The sequence below is a fragment of the Streptomyces sp. LX-29 genome (assembly GCF_029541745.1).
Classification (GTDB): domain Bacteria; phylum Actinomycetota; class Actinomycetes; order Streptomycetales; family Streptomycetaceae; genus Streptomyces.
Map to the genome: position 1 here is coordinate 3,816,881 of NZ_CP089746.1, position 16,299 is coordinate 3,833,179.

The 16,299-nt window shown below is 70.0% G+C and carries 13 protein-coding genes; 7 read left to right on the forward strand and 6 right to left on the reverse strand.

What is annotated here, in order from left to right; all coding sequences use genetic code 11:
- Nucleotides 1–20 precede the first annotated feature (20 nt).
- Nucleotides 21–1,505 carry a CCA tRNA nucleotidyltransferase gene (locus LRS74_RS16420; protein WP_144383132.1) on the reverse strand — a complete coding sequence of 495 codons (1,485 nt, stop codon included), beginning with the start codon at nt 1,503–1,505 and terminating at the stop codon, nt 21–23.
- 183 nt (nt 1,506–1,688) lie between these two features.
- Here LRS74_RS16420 and LRS74_RS16425 point away from each other — a divergent pair, with 183 nt between their 5' ends.
- The 7 genes from LRS74_RS16425 to trxA all read left to right on the forward strand — a co-directional run bounded on the left by LRS74_RS16425 (nt 1,689) and on the right by trxA (nt 11,561).
- Nucleotides 1,689–4,055, forward strand: coding sequence for a DUF6049 family protein (locus LRS74_RS16425; RefSeq protein ID WP_277741700.1), 2,367 nt, complete (start codon nt 1,689–1,691; stop codon nt 4,053–4,055).
- Between the two features lie 45 nt (nt 4,056–4,100).
- The gene (gene murJ / locus LRS74_RS16430; RefSeq protein WP_277741701.1) at nt 4,101–6,482 is read left to right on the forward strand and encodes a murein biosynthesis integral membrane protein MurJ; all 2,382 of its coding nucleotides are present in this window, start codon (nt 4,101–4,103) and stop codon (nt 6,480–6,482) included.
- 118 nt (nt 6,483–6,600) lie between these two features.
- On the forward strand, nt 6,601–8,385 hold the full coding sequence (locus tag LRS74_RS16435) for a protein kinase family protein (protein ID WP_277741702.1): 1,785 nt from the start codon (nt 6,601–6,603) through the stop codon (nt 8,383–8,385).
- 31 nt (nt 8,386–8,416) lie between these two features.
- On the forward strand, nt 8,417–9,106 hold the full coding sequence (sigM, locus tag LRS74_RS16440) for an RNA polymerase sigma factor SigM (RefSeq protein WP_277741703.1): 690 nt from the start codon (nt 8,417–8,419) through the stop codon (nt 9,104–9,106).
- Nucleotides 9,103–10,128: a zf-HC2 domain-containing protein gene (locus LRS74_RS16445; protein WP_277741704.1), complete on the forward strand. Its 1,026-nt coding sequence runs from the start codon at nt 9,103–9,105 to the stop codon at nt 10,126–10,128. Before sigM ends, LRS74_RS16445 begins: the two co-directional genes overlap by 4 nt.
- Before the next feature lie 105 nt (nt 10,129–10,233).
- The gene (trxB, locus tag LRS74_RS16450; protein ID WP_277741705.1) at nt 10,234–11,184 is read left to right on the forward strand and encodes a thioredoxin-disulfide reductase; all 951 of its coding nucleotides are present in this window, start codon (nt 10,234–10,236) and stop codon (nt 11,182–11,184) included.
- Nucleotides 11,185–11,234: 50 nt separating this feature from the next.
- A complete protein-coding gene (trxA, locus tag LRS74_RS16455) occupies nt 11,235–11,561 on the forward strand; it encodes a thioredoxin (protein ID WP_144383139.1) in 327 nt (108 codons plus the stop codon).
- A 98-nt stretch (nt 11,562–11,659) separates the two neighbouring features.
- Here trxA and LRS74_RS16460 read toward each other — a convergent pair whose 3' ends face one another.
- The 5 genes from LRS74_RS16460 to LRS74_RS16480 form a co-directional block, all read right to left on the reverse strand.
- The gene (locus LRS74_RS16460) at nt 11,660–12,277 is read right to left on the reverse strand and encodes a GNAT family N-acetyltransferase (RefSeq protein WP_277741706.1); all 618 of its coding nucleotides are present in this window, start codon (nt 12,275–12,277) and stop codon (nt 11,660–11,662) included.
- 179 nt (nt 12,278–12,456) lie between these two features.
- On the reverse strand, nt 12,457–13,566 hold the full coding sequence (locus LRS74_RS16465) for a ParB/RepB/Spo0J family partition protein (protein ID WP_277741707.1): 1,110 nt from the start codon (nt 13,564–13,566) through the stop codon (nt 12,457–12,459).
- Nucleotides 13,563–14,639 carry a ParA family protein gene (locus LRS74_RS16470; RefSeq protein ID WP_277741708.1) on the reverse strand — a complete coding sequence of 359 codons (1,077 nt, stop codon included), beginning with the start codon at nt 14,637–14,639 and terminating at the stop codon, nt 13,563–13,565. The genes LRS74_RS16465 and LRS74_RS16470 overlap by 4 nt, the downstream gene beginning before the upstream one ends.
- Nucleotides 14,640–14,957: 318 nt before the next feature.
- On the reverse strand, nt 14,958–15,671 hold the full coding sequence (gene rsmG, locus LRS74_RS16475) for a 16S rRNA (guanine(527)-N(7))-methyltransferase RsmG (RefSeq protein WP_144383143.1): 714 nt from the start codon (nt 15,669–15,671) through the stop codon (nt 14,958–14,960).
- A 115-nt stretch (nt 15,672–15,786) separates the two neighbouring features.
- Nucleotides 15,787–16,296, reverse strand: a complete 510-nt coding sequence (locus tag LRS74_RS16480; protein WP_144383144.1) for a R3H domain-containing nucleic acid-binding protein — start codon at nt 16,294–16,296, stop codon at nt 15,787–15,789.
- Nucleotides 16,297–16,299: the final 3 nt, after the last annotated feature.

Consider the following 16,299-nt stretch of genomic DNA (forward strand, 5'->3'; position numbering starts at 1 on the left):
CGTGAAACCGCCCCGTGGCATCAGCCCTGCGCGGCCCACCACTCCTTGAGCGCCGCGATCGCCGCGTCGCGTTCCATCGGCCCGTGCTCCAGCCGCAGCTCCAGCAGGTGCTTGTAGGCCTTGCCGATCTGCGGGCCCGGGCCGATGCCGAGGATCTCCATGATCTCGTTGCCGTCCAGGTCGGGACGGATCGCGTCCAGCTCCTCCTGCTCCTGGAGTCGGGCGATGCGCTCCTCCAGGCTGTCGTAGGCACGGGAGAGGGCGGCGGCCTTGCGCTTGTTCCGCGTGGTGCAGTCCGAGCGGGTCAGCTTGTGCAGCCGGTCCAGCAGCGGCCCGGCGTCGCGGACGTAGCGGCGCACGGCCGAGTCGGTCCACTCCCCGGTGCCGTAGCCGTGGAAGCGCAGGTGCAGTTCGACGAGCCGGGAGACGTCCTTCACCAGGTCGTTGGAGTACTTCAGCTTCGTCATGCGGAACTTGGTCTGCTTCGCCCCGACCACCTCGTGGTGGTGGAAGGAGACCCGGCCGTCCTTCTCGAACCGGCGGGTCTTCGGCTTGCCGATGTCGTGCAGCAGCGCGGCCAGCCGCAGCACCAGGTCCGGGCCGTTCTCCTCCAGGGCGATCGCCTGGTCCAGCACGGTCAGCGTGTGCTCGTAGACGTCCTTGTGCCGGTGGTGCTCATCGCGCTCCAGCCGGAGCGCCGGCAGCTCCGGCAGCACCCGATCGGCCAGACCGGTCTCCACCAGCAGCGTGAGCCCCTTCCGGGGGTACGCCGCCACGATCAGCTTGTTGAGCTCATCCCGCACGCGCTCCGCGGAGACGATCTCGATCCGGTCGGCCATCGCCTTCATCGCGTCGACGACCTCGGGGGCCACCTCGAAGTCGAGCTGCGCGGCGAAGCGCGCGGCGCGCATCATGCGCAGCGGGTCGTCGGAGAAGGACTCCTCCGGGGTCCCCGGAGTGCGCAGCACCCGCGCGGCCAGGTCCTCCAGGCCGTTGTGCGGGTCGATGAACTCCTTCTGCGGCAGGGCGACCGCCATCGCGTTGACCGTGAAGTCCCGGCGGACCAGATCCTCCTCGATGGAGTCGCCGTAGGACACCTCCGGCTTGCGCGAGGTGCGGTCATACGCTTCGGAGCGATAAGTCGTGATCTCGATCTGATAGTCCTGAACGGCCGCGTTGGCGATCGGGGACTTCTTGCGGCAGCCGACCGTGCCGAAGGCGATGCCGACCTCCCACACCGCGTCGGCCCACGGCCGGACGATCTTCAGCACATCCTCCGGACGGGCGTCCGTGGTGAAGTCGAGATCGTTGCCGAGCCGCCCGAGCAGCGCGTCGCGGACCGAGCCACCGACCAGGGCGAGGTGGAACCCGGCCTCCTGGAATCGGCTGGCAAGATCGTCGGCGACGGGGGACACCCGCAGAAGTTCACTCACGGCCCGGCGCTGGGCCTGGCTCAGTTCGGTCGTCGGCTGCTGGGTGGGGCTGTCATTGTTGGCATTCGGCACAACAGAACAGGGTACGTGGCCGCACGGAGGGAAGCGTCCTCGTTTTTGCCCGGGTTTGTGAACGCGTCAATCGTGGCGTGATCTTGTGGAACCCTCCGCGGCACTTCGCTCCAGCAGGCATCGTTACCATGCGTGGACGCACAATCCGACGACCACTGACGACGACGAGGGACGGGCGAGCGCGTGGCCGAGGCGGCAGAGTTCCAGGGGACCCCTTCTGCTCCCGCCCGCCGGTGGTTCCGGCGCACCGCGGCGCTGCTCGCCGGTGTGCCGCTCCTCGCGGGGGTGCTCCAGCTCCCCGCGGCACCGGCGGCCCGGGCGACGGGACCCCAGCCGGCCGCCGCCCCCAGCGGCTCCCGCACGGTCGACGTCGACATCACCGGCCTCACCCCCACCACGCCGTCGGAGAACGACACCCTGACGATCACCGGGACGGTGACCAACAACGGCCGCTCCACGGTCAGCGGCGCCTCCGTCGCCCTGCGGGTCGGCCCGCCCATGAACAGCCGCACCGCGATCGAGGACGCGGCCGAGCGCAAGGGGTACGACTCCAGCCGTGACGGTCTGGAGATCGGCGGCAAGTACGCCAGGAAGGTCGGCAAGCTGCGGGCCGGAGTCAGCCGCGACTTCACGCTCTCCGTGCCGGTCAAGGAGCTCAGGCTGAACCAGCCCGGCGCCTACCTCATCGGGGTCGCGCTCAGCGGCGAGTCCGGCAGCGAGCCCTGGCCGCACGTGCTCGGCATCGAGCGGACCTTCCTGCCCTGGCAGCCGTCCGGCGCCCCCAAGAAGACCCGCCTCACCTACCTGTGGCCGCTGATCTCCACCAGCCACCTGATGGCCCGCACCGAGGCCGACGAGCAGCAGACCCCGATCTTCCGTGACGACACCCTGCGGGCCGACCTCGCCCCCGGCGGGCGGCTGCAGCAGATGGTCGCGCTCGGCAAGGACCTACCGGTCACCTGGGTCATCGACCCCGACCTCCTGGCCTCGGCCCATGCGATGACCGAGGACTACCTGATCGAGAAGGAGGACGGCTCCACCGAGGAGGGGGAGGGCCAGGCCGACGCCAGGCAGTGGCTCGGCGAGCTCCAGAAGGCGGTACAGGGGCACCAGGTGGTCGCCCTGCCCTTCGCCGACCCCGACCTCGCCTCGCTCGCCCACCGGGGCACCAAGGTCTCCGGGGCGCTCAGCCACCTCCAGTCGGCCACCAGGCTCTCCGCGACCACCGTGGAGTCCATCCTCGGGGTGAAGCCGCGCACGGACTTCGCCTGGCCGGTGGACGGCGCGATCGACCGCTCGATCGTCGGCGTGGCCACCTCGGCCGGCGCCCACAACATCATCGCCCGCGGCGACAGCCTGCGCGAGACCGGTGACCTGCTGTACACGCCCACCGCCGCGCGGCAGATCGGCGGCGGCAACACAGCGATCGTCGCGGACGCCCGGCTGTCCACCGTGTTCTCCGGGGACATGACCCGCGCCGAGAACGCCACCCCGGCCGTGCAGCGCTTCCTCGCCCAGAGCCAGATGCTCACCATGCAGGCGCCCGACAAGCAGCGCAGCATCGTCGTCGCGCCACAGCGCATGCCGACCACCAGCCAGGCCCAGGCCATGGCCGCCGCCCTCGGCGGGCTCCAGGGCGGCCGCTGGACCCAGCCCTCCACCCTCGGGGACGCCGCCAAGGCCAAGCCCGACCCCGGAGCCACCCGCAAGGTGCCGGGCGACCGCGCGTACCGCACCGCGCTGCGCCGCCACGAGCTGCCGACCGGCGCCTTCGAGGAGATCCAGAAGACCCAGGTGGCGCTGAACCGCTTCAAGGTCATCCTCACGGCCAAGGAGCGGGTGGTCACCCCGTTCGGCACCGCGATCATGCGGGAGATGTCCACGTCCTGGCGCGCCGACGCCACGGGCGCCACCGACTACCGCCGCTCCATCAACGCGTACCTGAAGGAGCTCAGCGGCAAGGTCAGGCTGATTCCCAAGACCAAGGTCACGCTGTCGGGGCGGAGCGCGACGATCCCGGTGACCGTGCAGAACGGGCTGGCCCAGGACGTGAAGGGGCTGACCCTGAGCCTCAAGTCCAGCCAGCCCATCCGCCTCCAGGTGAGCGACGCCCAGACGATCGACATCGAGCGCGGCCACAGCCAGTCGCTGAAGTTCGGCACCACGGCCAAGGCCAACGGCCGGGTCTTCGTCACGGCCCAGCTGATCACCGCCGACGGTCAGCCCTACGGCGAGGAGATGCCCTTCGAGGTGAACGTCACCGAGGCCACCTCGACCGTCATCCTGGTCATCGCGGGCGGCGTCCTGCTGCTGGTCCTGGCGGGGATCCGGATCTACGTCCAGCGCAAGCGCGCCGGCCATGACGGCGACAGTGACGAAAACAACAAAACCGACATGACCGACGGGTCCAAAGCCGCGGACGAGGACGAAAGGGCTGACGAGAGCGGTGGTCCGAACGCCGTCGTCCCCGAGCAGCCGAGTGACCCGACCCCGGACACCGGTTCGCAAAACGCTGAGCCATCCGGCTCAGGTGAGAAAGTGGACCATTGAGCAATGGCGGGGCCGGTCGGCCGCAGATGATGAGGTGGGGTAGCGATGAACGCGCCGTACGACGGTGATCGCGGCCATGGCCGGGGTGAGGACCCGGCAGGCCGGGTGCCGCACGCGCCCCACGATCCGTATGCCCCGGAGCCGCACCAGCAGGACCCGTATCTGGGCGACCCCCGCCAGATCTCGTACAGCCGGCTGCCGTACCTCCAGGACCCGTACGCGCACGATCCGTACGGCGGAGGCACCTACGACACCGGCACCTTCGAGGCCTACCCGTACCCGACGCAGGATCCCTATGCGCATGATCCGCTGACGGACGCCCGCTACGACCGCGCCGCGCACCCGCCGCCGCCCGCCGGTCCCCCGGCGCAGGGGCAGCTGTACGGCCAGCCAGCGCCCGGCCAGCACGCCCCGGACCCCCAGGTGTGGGCGCCCACGCCCGCGCCCCAGCCCGAGGGGCCCTCCCAGTACCTCCCGTACGGCGACGACCCGGCACACACCCAGTACGTGGGCGTGGACGACCTGGTCACCCATGCCGCCGACGACCGGCCGCAGCCGGACGCCTTCGCGCACCTCTACCGCGACCAGCAGCCGTACGGGCAGCAGACCACCATGGAGCCCGCCCACACCATGGAGTCCGCGCAGCAGCAGACCCAGCCCTACCCCCAGGTGCAGCAGCACCAGCAGGCGTACCCGCCGGTGCCGCCGCCGATGGGCGGGCCCATGCCGCCTCCCGCGGCGGAGCCCGAGCCCCTGGAGGAGACCGAGGCGCCCGCCCCGGCCACCGCCCGCAAGCGCGGCAAGGCCGCGAGCGTCCTCCAGTCCAGCGCGCTGATGGCCGCCGGCACCCTGGTCTCCCGGCTGACCGGCTTCATCCGCCAGATCGTGATCGTCGCGGCGCTCGGCGGCGCGATGCTCGGCGACGCCTACGGCGTCGCGTACCAGCTCCCGGCGATGGTCTACTTCCTCACCGTCGGTGGCGGCCTGAACTCCGTCTTCGTGCCCCAGCTCGTCCGCGCCATGAAGGAGGACGACGACGGGGGCGTCGCCTTCGCCAACCGGCTGCTCACCCTGGCCATGGTGATCCTCGGCGCCCTGGTGGCGGTGTCGATGTTCGCCGCCCCCTGGCTCATCCAGCTGCTCTCCCCCGAGATCGCGAGCAAACCCGCAGGCAACGAGGTCGCCGTCACCTTCGCCCGCTACTGCCTGCCCACCCTCTTCTTCATGGGTGTGCACGTGGTGGTGGGGCAGATCCTCAACGCGCGCGGCCGCTTCGGCGCCATGATGTGGACACCGGTCCTCAACAACGTCGTCGTGATCGCCTCCTTCTCCCTGTTCATCTGGGTGTTCGGCACCCACGCCGAGTCCAATATGACGGAAACGACGATCACCGCCGAGGGCATCCGGCTGCTCGGCATGGGCACCCTGCTCGGCCTCACCGTCCAGGCGCTGGCGATGTTCCCCTACCTCCGGGCGACCGGCTTCCGCTACCGGCCGCGCTTCGACTGGCGCGGCAAGGGCCTGGGCAAGTCCGCCAGGCTCGCCAAGTGGACCGTGCTGTTCGTCCTGGCCAACCAGGTCGGCCTGGTCGTGGTCACCCGGCTGTCCACCGCGGCCGGTGCCGAGTCCGGCGTCAAGGGCGCCGGCTTCGTCGGCTACACCAGTGCCCAGCTGATCTGGGGCATGCCGCAGGCGATCATCACCGTCTCCGTGATGGCCGCGCTGCTGCCCCGGCTCTCCCGGGCCGCCCACGACGGGGACGCGGGCGCCGTCCGCGACGACATCTCGCAGGGCCTGCGCACCTCCGCGGTGGCCATCGTCCCGGTCGCCTTCGCCTTCCTCGCGCTGGGCGTCCCCATCAGCACCCTGCTGTTCGGCGCCTCGGGTACCAACCAGGCCGTGACCATGGGCTACATCCTCATGGCGTTCAGCCTCGGCCTGATCCCGTTCTCCGTGCAGTACGTCGTCCTGCGCGGCTTCTACGCCTACGAGGACACCCGCACCCCCTTCTACAACACGGTGATCGTCGCCGCCGTGAACGCCGTCGCCTCCGCCCTCTGCTACGTGCTGCTCCCCGCACAGTGGGCCGTGGCCGGCATGGCCGCCTCTTACGGCCTCGCCTACGCGACCGGCGTAGGCGTCGCCTGGAAGCGCCTGCGCACGCGGCTGGGCGGCGATCTGGACGGCCGCCACGTGGTCCGTACGTACACCCGTCTGGCGGGTGCCAGCATCCCCGCCGCGCTGCTGGGCGGCGCCGCCGCATACGCCGTCATGAACGTGCTGGGCAAGGGCATCGCGGGCTCCCTCGCGGCCTTGACCGCGGGCGGCATTACCCTGATCGTCATCTTCTATCTGGCTGCGAAGCGGATGCGCATCGCCGAGCTGAACGCCATGGTTGGTATGGTCCGCGGACGTCTCGGCCGTTGACCTGAGCACAACCTTCGTGAGCCACCGTGTGTCGTGCATAGCGGCGGACTGTGGGCACAATTGGTCTTGGCTTTCGGCTGTGGACCAAAGCGCAACGGATGGGGAGGCAGGAACGACGGTGGCGGAACGGAGCACGGCTGCCGTCGACGTGGCTGACAGCGGCGGCGAGAAGCCGCTGACCGCTGAGGCGGACGAGGCCATGACCGACGGGGCGGGGACCGACAAGAAGGCCGGCGCGGACGCCGGGCAATCCGGCGAGGCGGCGGCCAACTCGGCTGCGGGCAAAGGCTCCGCGGCCAAGGCGAGCCCTCCTGAACTGCACAGCGGCCACAAACTCGCCAGACGGTATCGCCTCGAAGAGTGCGTCACACGTCTGGACGGATTCAGCAGTTGGCGCGCCGTCGACGAGAAGTTGCGCCGGGCCGTGGGCATTCACGTGCTGCCCGCCGACCACTCCCGCGCCCGCCCCGTGCTCGCCGCCGCGCGCTCCGCGGCGCTGCTGGGCGACCCGCGCTTCGTCCAGGTCCTCGACGCCGTCGAGGAGAACGACCTCGTCTACGTGGTCCACGAGTGGCTTCCTGACGCCACGGAGCTGACCGCGGTCCTCGCCAGCGGTCCGCTGGAGCCACACGACGCCTACCAACTCGTCAGCCAGGTCTCCCAGGCCATGGCCGCCGCCCACCGCGAGGGCCTGGCCCACCTCCGACTCACCCCCGGCTCCGTGCTGCGCACCTCCTCGGGGCAGTACCGCATTCGCGGCCTCGCCGTCATGGCCGCGCTCCGCGGGATCTCCTCCGACCATCCGCAGCGCACCGACACCGAGTCGATCGGCGCGCTGCTGTACGCCGCGCTGACCCAGCGCTGGCCCTACGAGGACGACGCGTACGGCCTCGCGGGCCTTCCCAAGGGCGTCGGGCTGATCGCGCCGGACCAGGTCCGCGCGGGGGTCCACCGCGGGCTCTCCGACCTCGCCATGCGCGCCCTGGTCAACGACGGCGCCACGGCGTCCCGCCAGGAGCCGCCCTGCACCACGCCTGAAGAGCTGGCCAAGGCGGTGGCCGCGATGCCCCGTATCCGGCCCCCGGAGCCCGTTTTCACACCTCCTGAGGCGTACCAGCACCAGAGCTACCAGCACCAGGGCTACCACCGCGGCGGATACGGTCAGCCGCCGTCCCACGGCGCCCACCCCCGTGCCGGCCGCCCCATGCCGATGCCTCCGCCGCCCCCGCCGCCGCTGCAGACCCGCACCGGCAAGGCCCTGAAGTGGACCGTCTCCGCCCTGCTGATCGCGGCCCTCGGCCTGGGCAGCTGGCAGCTGGCGGACGCCCTGCTGAAGAAGGAGCAGTCGGGGGGGCAGGACCACGGCGAGGAGAAGAAGGACGACGACAAGCCGAAGCCGGTCGCCAAGAAGCTGGACATCAAGGACGCGGCGGAGTTCTCTCCGGGCTCCAAGGCACAGCATCCCGCCGACGCAGACGACACCCATGACGGCGATGCGTCGACGACCTGGCGAACAAGCAGCTTCATCGACGGCCCCGAGTTCGCTCCCACGGTCAAGAAGGGCGTCGGGATCATCTACGACCTCGGGTCTCCGCAGAAGGTCACCGGGGCCTCCCTCGACCTGCAGTACAGCGCGAACCCGAGGGGTTACACCACGGTCACCCTCTATGCCACGGACTCCCTGACACCCTGGGCCGATACCAAGAATCCGGTCAGCGGCTTCAAGAAGCTCGCAACGACCACTGAGCCTGGCACGACCGCCAAGCTCTCCGTCCCCGAGAACAAGATCGTCAAGACCCGCTACGTCCTCGTCTGGATCACGGCGCTTCCCTACTCGCCGCCTGAGGCGGACTCCACGCACCCCTACAAGCAGGCCATCAGAGAGATCACGTTCACCGGCTGAGCAAGAGGCCACACGGGGAGGGGGTTGGACGTTGGATGACGCCGTGTACGGCGGGGTGAGCGACGCCGACCTCCTGTCCGCCCATGTGCGGGGCGATCGCGAGGCCTTCGGGGAGATCGTCCGGCGGCACCGGGACAGGCTGTGGGCGGTGGCCCTGCGCACGCTGGGGGACCGCGAGGAGGCCGCTGACGCGGTCCAGGACGCCCTGGTGTCCGCCTACCGGGCCGCTCATACCTTCCGGGGCCAGTCGGCCGTCACCACCTGGCTGCATCGCATCACGGTCAACGCCTGCCTCGACCGTGCCCGCAAGTCGGCCACGCGGCGCACCTCCCCGGTCGCCGACACCGAGCGGCTGGAGCAGCTTCTCGAACCCCATGAGTCCGCCGCCGCTCCCGCCGAGCGCAGCGATCTGCATCGGCAGGTACTGCGCGCCCTGGAGCGGCTGCCCGCCGAGCAGCGCGCCGCCCTGGTGCTGGTCGACATGCAGGGATACCCGGTCGCCGAGGCGGCGCGGATCCTGGATATCCCCATGGGAACGGTGAAAAGTCGCTGTGCCCGGGGGCGTGCTCGGCTGCTGCCGCTGATCTCGCATCTCCACCCGCGTGCGAGGGATAGCGAACCATCGGACCGGGCAAGGAACCGGACGCAGGGGACATCCGTCCCACCGGCGGCAGGACCGAACGACGCAGATGCCGTGAAGGGCGGAGGTGGGCGAGCGTGACATCCACGACCGACACGGATGAGCACCCGGAGGTCGCGGAGATCTCCGCCATGAACGACGGTCTGCTGTCGCCGACCCGCGCCGCCGATCTTCGGAAGCACCTTGAGGGCTGCGAGCTGTGTGCGGACGTCCGTACCTCGCTCGACGAGATCCGTTCCCTGCTGGGCACCCTCCCCGGCCCTGTGCGGATGCCCGCCGACATCGCGGGCCGTATCGACGCGGCCCTCGCCGCCGAGGCGCTCCTCGACGCGACCGCCCCGGAGACCCACGTCGACGTTTCACGTGAAACGCCCACCTCCACGGCCGACCGTGGCTCCGTCCTCGTTTCACGTGAAACCTCACGCGAAACCTCACGTGAGTCCGAGCACACCGCCGAACCGGCACCGAAGGTCGTCGAGAGCGTTCCGCCCACGGCCACCACGGCCACCACGGCCACCGCGTCCGACCGGCCGGCAGGGCGTCCGCGGGCCGCCAGCGGGCCCGGCCGACAGACTTCCCGCCCCGGTGGCCCCCGGCGTGGCCGGCGCTGGCCGAGGGTGCTGCTCGGCACCGCGTGCGCGGCCGCCGTGCTGGGCGTGGGCAGCCTCTTCCTCCCCTCGAGCTCCGACGACGGTCGTCACAAGGCGACGTCCGAAGGCGACACCCGCGCCGAGGCGAGCGGGTCCCCCGCCCTCTCGTCGAGCGAGCTGGAGTCCCAGGTCCGGCAGCTGCTGGCCGGCCAGCAGGGCGGGAGCCAGGCCGACGGCACACGGGGCCTCACCACCAAGGAGTCGTCCAACGCGCCGCTCCAGGGCGGGGACCTCCAGGTACCGTCCTGTATCCAGGCGGGCACCGGCCGCGCCGAGATGCCCCTTGCGGCCCAGCAGAGGACCTATGACGGCTCCGCCGCCTATCTGGTCGTCCTGCCGCACCCGGCCGACAGCGCGCGCGTCGACGCCTTCGTGATCGATGCCTCCTGTGTGGGCGACTCGCCGGCGTCCGCCGGAAGGATTCTGGTCACCGGGACCTTCAAGCGAGGCTGAGCTCGGGCGAGCGTTGGCGTCTTCGGGAATGTTGGGCCCGTAGGATCCGTTGGGTGGGATGAGCCTCCCCGACCGTCACCGTCCGCATAGACAAGGAAGACATCAGTGAGCGACGTCCGCAACGTGATCATCATCGGTTCCGGGCCCGCGGGGTACGCGGCCGCGCTCTACACCGCCCGCGCCGCGCTGAAGCCCCTGGTCTTCGAGGGTTCGGTAACGGCGGGCGGTGCGCTGATGAACACCACCGAAGTCGAGAACTACCCCGGCTTCCGGGACGGCATCATGGGCCCGGACCTGATGGACAACATGCGCGCCCAGGCCGAGCGCTTCGGCGCCGAGCTGGTGGCGGACGACGTGACCGCGGTCGACCTCAGCGAGGAGATCAAGACCGTCACGGACTCCGCGGGCACCGTCTACCGCGCCAAGGCCGTCATCGTGGCCACCGGCTCCCAGCACCGCAAGCTGGGCCTGCCGCGTGAGGACGAGCTCTCCGGTCGTGGTGTCTCCTGGTGCGCCACCTGTGACGGGTTCTTCTTCAAGGACCAGGACATCGCCGTGGTCGGCGGCGGCGACACCGCCATGGAGGAGGCGACGTTCCTCTCCCGCTTCGCCAAGTCGGTCACCGTGATCCACCGCCGGGGCACGCTGCGCGCCAGCAAGGCCATGCAGGAGCGGGCCTTCGCGGACCCGAAGATCTCGTTCGCCTGGGACAGCGAGGTGGCCGAGGTCCACGGCGACGGCAAGCTCTCCGGCGTGACCCTGCGCAACACCACGACGGGGGAGACCTCGGAGCTGGCGGTGACCGGTCTCTTCATCGCGATCGGCCACGACCCGCGCACCGAGCTGTTCAAGGGCGTTCTGGAGCTCGACGACGACGGCTACCTGAAGGTCGACTCCCCGTCCACTCGGACCAACGTGCCCGGTGTCTTCGGCGCGGGCGACGTCGTGGACCACACCTACCGCCAGGCGATCACCGCCGCCGGCACCGGCTGCTCCGCCGCTCTGGACGCGGAGCGCTACCTCGCCGTGCGGGCCGACGCCCAGGGCGCCGTCTGACCACTCCGCTTCCCTGCTTCCCCCAGCACACACTGATTAAGGAGATTGCCATGGCCGGTGCCACGGTGACCGTGACCGACGCCGACTTCGAGGAGCTCGTCCTCAAGAGCGACAAGCCGGTGCTCGTCGACTTCTGGGCGGCCTGGTGCGGTCCGTGCAAGCAGATCGCACCGTCCCTGGAGGCCATCGCGTCCGAGCACGACGAGATCGTCATCGCCAAGCTCAACATCGATGAGAACCCGGCCACGGCCGCGAAGTACGGCGTGATGTCCATCCCGACGCTCAACGTCTACCAGGGCGGCGAGGTCGTCAAGACCATCGTCGGTGCCAAGCCGAAGGCCGCCATCGAGCGCGATCTGAGCGACTTCCTCGCCTGAGCCGAGCAGACATGACGAAGGGGCCGCCCGATGGCGGCCCCTTCGTCATATGTCTCCGTATTCGGTTTCACGTGAAACCGAGCAGCGTGGAAGACCTCTCACAGCGGTCGAAGCGCCGGTTCCTTCTGCACCGCGCCCAGCAGCCGGTCCAAGGCGAGCTCGACGTCTTCCTTCCACGAGATCGTGGTGCGCAGTTCCAGCCGCAGCCGCGGATAGCGCGGGTGGGGGCGCACGGTCTTGAAGCCGACGGCCAACAGGTGGTCGGCCGGCAGCACACAGGCCGGCTCCTTCCAGCGGGCGTCGCCGAACGCCTCGATGGCCTTGAACCCCCGTCGGATCAGATCCTTGGCGACCGTCTGCACCATGACCCGGCCGAGTCCCTGGCCCTGGTACCCCGGCATCAGCCAGGCGGTCATCAGCTGCACCGCATCCGCGGCCACCGGGCTGGTGGGAAACGCCGTGGAGCGCGGCACATACGCCGGGGGCGCATAGAGCACAAAGCCCACGGGAACCTCGTCGACATAGACCACACGGCCGCAGGAGCCCCACTCCAGCAGCACCGCCGAGATCCAGGCTTCCTTCTCCAACTCCGGTCGACCAGCTCTGACAGCGGCCTCACCGCTGACGGGGTCGAGCTCCCAGAAGACACACGCCCGACAGCGCTTGGGGATATCCGGAAGGTTGTCCAGCGTGAGCGGTACGAGCCGACGCCCCATGCAGCACCAGTTCCTCACTCCATCGCCGGCCGCGCCGAGAGCAGCCGACTGGTCAATGGATGCGCCCTACCTGATCGCATCGTATCCGCGCGTACATCGCGCTGATACCGCCAAAGGAGAAAGAGAACGGGTCGTGCTCCGATCATGTGGAACCCGACCCGTCCTGTGCGCGCTCTGCCCTACTCGGACGCGCCCGCGTCTTCCTCGGACAGCTTCTGTTCCAGAACCCTGCCCTCACCCGGCGCCATCGTGCCCAGGATGCGCTCAAGGTCCTCCATCGAGGCGAACTCGACGACGATCTTGCCCTTCTTCTGACCGAGGTCCACCTTCACCCGGGTCTCGAAGCGGTCGGAGAGGCGGGTGGCGAGGTCGCTGAGCGCGGGCGAGACGCGCGCCCCGGCGCGCGGCCCCTTGGCCTTCCGGTTGCTCTCCGGCCGCTTCCCCATCAGGGTCACGATCTCTTCCACCGCACGCACCGAGAGTCCCTCCGCGACGATGCGGTGCGCGAGGCGATCCTGCTCCTCGGCGTCATCGACCGACAGCAGCGCGCGGGCGTGGCCCGCGGAGAGCACACCGGCCGCCACTCGGCGCTGCACCGCCGGGGAGAGCTTCAGCAGGCGCAGCGTGTTGGAGACCTGGGGCCGCGAGCGCCCGATCCGGTCGGCCAGCTCGTCGTGGGTACAGCTGAAGTCCTTGAGCAGCTGGTCGTACGCGGCCGCCTCTTCCAGCGGGTTGAGCTGCGCGCGGTGCAGATTCTCCAGCAGCGCGTCGAGGAGCAGCTTCTCGTCGTCGGTGTCCCGGACGATCGCTGGAATCCTCTCCAGCCCCGCCTCGCGGCAGGCACGCCAGCGGCGCTCGCCCATGATGAGCTCGTACCACTCGGGTCCCAGCTGCCGTACGACGACCGGCTGGAGGAGACCGACCTCCTGGATGGAGGTGACCAGCTCGGCGAGGGCGTCCTCGTCGAAGACCTTCCGCGGCTGCTGCGGGTTCGGCTTGATGGCATCCAGGGGGAGCTCGGCGAAGTGCGCTCCGGCCACCTTTTCGATGACCGTCGTCGCGGGCTCCGCCTCAGTCGTGGACACGAGCTCCGTTTCACGTGAAACGGGCGCCGAGGGCAACGCGGTGACCTTGGCGGCGGCCACACCCCGCTCCGGGGTCAGCACCGGCACCGCGGCGGGCGAGGTGGCTCCGGTCGAGACCGCAGGGCCGGCGCTGTCCGCCGCCTTCGGCGCGGGAGGAATCAACGCACCGAGCCCACGGCCCAGCCCTCTGCGTCGCTCGCTCACTGAATCCCCTCCTGCACACTGTGCTGGTTGTTCTGGGCCAGCACATGGGCGTGCCGGCCGTCGTAGTGCACTCCGACCCCCCGGAGCGCGAGTTCACGGGCGGCCTCCATATAGGACAGCGCGCCGCTGGATCCCGGGTCATAGGTGAGGACCGTCTGCCCGTAGCTGGGGGCCTCCGAGATGCGGACCGACCGCGGAATGCTCGTCCGCAGCACCTCGCTGCCGAAGTGGCTGCGCACCTCCTCCGCCACCTGCGAGGCCAGCCGGGTGCGGCCGTCGTACATCGTGAGCAGGATCGTGGAGACATGGAGCTTGGGGTTGAGGTGCCCCCGCACCAGATCGACGTTCCGCAGCAGCTGTCCCAGACCCTCCAGCGCGTAGTACTCGCACTGGATGGGGATCAGCACCTCAGCGCCCGCGACCAGCGCGTTCACGGTCAGCAGGCCGAGCGAGGGCGGGCAGTCGATCAAGATGTAGTCCAGCGGCTGCTCATACGCCTGGATGGCCCGCTGGAGCCTGCTCTCCCGGGCCACCAGCGAGACCAGCTCGATCTCGGCTCCGGCCAGGTCGATGGTGGCGGGGGCACAGAACAGCCCTTCCACATCGGGGACCGGCTGCACCACGTCGGAGAGGGGCTTGCTGTCGACCAGGACGTCGTAGATCGAGGGCACCTCGGCGTGGTGGTCGATGCCCAGGGCCGTGGACGCGTTGCCCTGGGGGTCGAGGTCGATCACCAGCACACGCCCACCGTGGAGCGCCAGGGAGGCGGCGAGGTTGACCGTGGTGGTCGTCTTGCCCACCCCGCCCTTCTGGTTAGCGACCACGATCACGCGGGTCTGCTCGGGCCGGGGTAGACCGTTGCCCGTGCGGCCGATCGACTCGACTGCCAGCTGTGCGGCGCCCGCGATGGGGGCGCTGTCCATCGGGGGCGGTGTTTCACGTGAAACACCCTCTCCCGCCGATTCGGTACGGGGGCCGGGGACCGGGTCGGTCATCGGCCCCGCGATGTTGGCGTCGGACCGCAAGGATTCACTCTCCTCGACATCAGGCTCGCGATGAACAGAGCCTGCCATGCTTTGGGGTTCGTGAACCAGCGAGGCCCGTTCTTCTGTGGAGGAATCCACCGTTGTGGACAACTCCGTGCCCCTCATGACGGGCTTGCGACCACGCGGCGCGGCAGCCGCGCGACCGCGACTGATGATTCCATGCAGCAGAGAGCGACGTTTCACGTGAAACACGATGCACGCGCACTACTGCCCAGCCGCCACGACACTCCGGAATGGGTAGTTTTGACAGCTTGTATGGAGCATTGTGCTTAAAATCGAAGGCCCGTCACGGGCCCAGCCAAGGCGCTGGACCCGGCAACGGGCCTTCGTTCCACGCAAGCCGACTCAGCGACGCCGGCGGGTGCCCTTCCGGGCCGCCTTGGCTCGCTTCGCGGCGAACCGCACACCTCCGGGGCTCTCACCGACCTCGACGCGCACCACGGTGGAGGGCGGGTCCACGATCCCCTCACCGACGTGCAGCACCTCGGTGTCCACCACGCCGAGCTTGCTCAGCGCCGCCCGGGCGTGCTTCAGCTCCTCCTCGGCCGTGTCGCCCTTGAGCGCGAGCATCTCCCCGTAGGGGCGCAGCAACGGGACGCCCCAGCCTGCGAGCCGGTCCAGCGGGGCCACCGCCCGCGCCGTGACCACATGCACCGGCGGCAGCTTCCCCAGGACCTCCTCGGCCCGTCCGCGCACCACCGTCACATGGTCGAGCCCCAGCAGCTCCACGATCTCCTGGAGGAAATTGGTGCGGCGCAGCAGCGGCTCGAGCAGGGTGATCCGCAGGTCCGGGCGGGTCAGGGCCAGCGGGATGCCGGGCAGACCGGCGCCGGAGCCCACATCGCACACCGAGACGCCCTCCGGGACCACCTCGGAGAGCACCGCGCAGTTCAGCAGATGGCGCTCCCAGAGCCGAGGCACCTCACGCGGGCCGATCAGGCCGCGGGTGACGCCGACGTCGGCCAGGAGCTCGGCATAGCGCACAGCCTCCGGAAAGCAGTCGCCGAATACGTCCCGAGCCACCTCCGGCGCCGGGGGGAGCTCCGCTGCTTCCGTCACGGGGACCGTCCTTCCGTACAAGCACTCTGGGAACGCTGATGTCAGGCTGACAAGATTCGGCCCCGTCTGCGAGCAGACGGGGCCGAGTACGGCATGAAGCCGGAAACCGAGCCGGTCAGGCCGGGAGGACGACCACTCGGCGCTCGGGCTCTTCGCCCTCGGACTCGCTGCGCAGCCCCGCGGCCGCGACGGCGTCATGGACGACCTTCCGCTCGAAGGGCGTCATCGGCTTGAGCTTCACCGGCTCACCGCTGCCCTTGGCCTCCTCGGCGGCCTTGGCGCCCAGGGCGGTGAGCTCCTCGCGCTTGCGGGCGCGGAAGCCGGCGATGTCCAGCATCAGCCGGCTGCGGTCACCGGTCTCCCGGTGCACGGCGAGGCGGGTGAGCTCCTGGAGGGCCTCCAGGACCTCGCCATCGCGACCCACCAGCTTCTGCAGGTCACGGCTGGTCGAGTCGCTGATGATCGACACCGCGGCGCGATCGGCCTCGACATCCATGTCGATGTCGCCGTCGAGGTCCGCGATGTCCAGCAGCCCCTCAAGGTAGTCGGCCGCGATCTCCCCCTCCTGCTCCAGGCGGGTCAGGGTGTCGACACCCTCGGCAGCGGGCGTGGTGCCTTCCGTCACGGA

Bases quoted from the DNA above. Each gene is read 5' to 3' on its own strand.
- murJ (WP_277741701.1), top strand. From the start codon at position 4,101: ATGAACGCGCCGTACGACGGTGATCGCGGCCATGGCCGGGGTGAGGAC.
- trxA (WP_144383139.1), top strand. From the start codon at position 11,235: ATGGCCGGTGCCACGGTGACCGTGACCGACGCCGACTTCGAGGAGCTC.
- LRS74_RS16460 (WP_277741706.1), bottom strand. From the start codon at position 12,277: ATGGGGCGTCGGCTCGTACCGCTCACGCTGGACAACCTTCCGGATATC.
- LRS74_RS16470 (WP_277741708.1), bottom strand. From the start codon at position 14,639: ATGGCAGGCTCTGTTCATCGCGAGCCTGATGTCGAGGAGAGTGAATCC.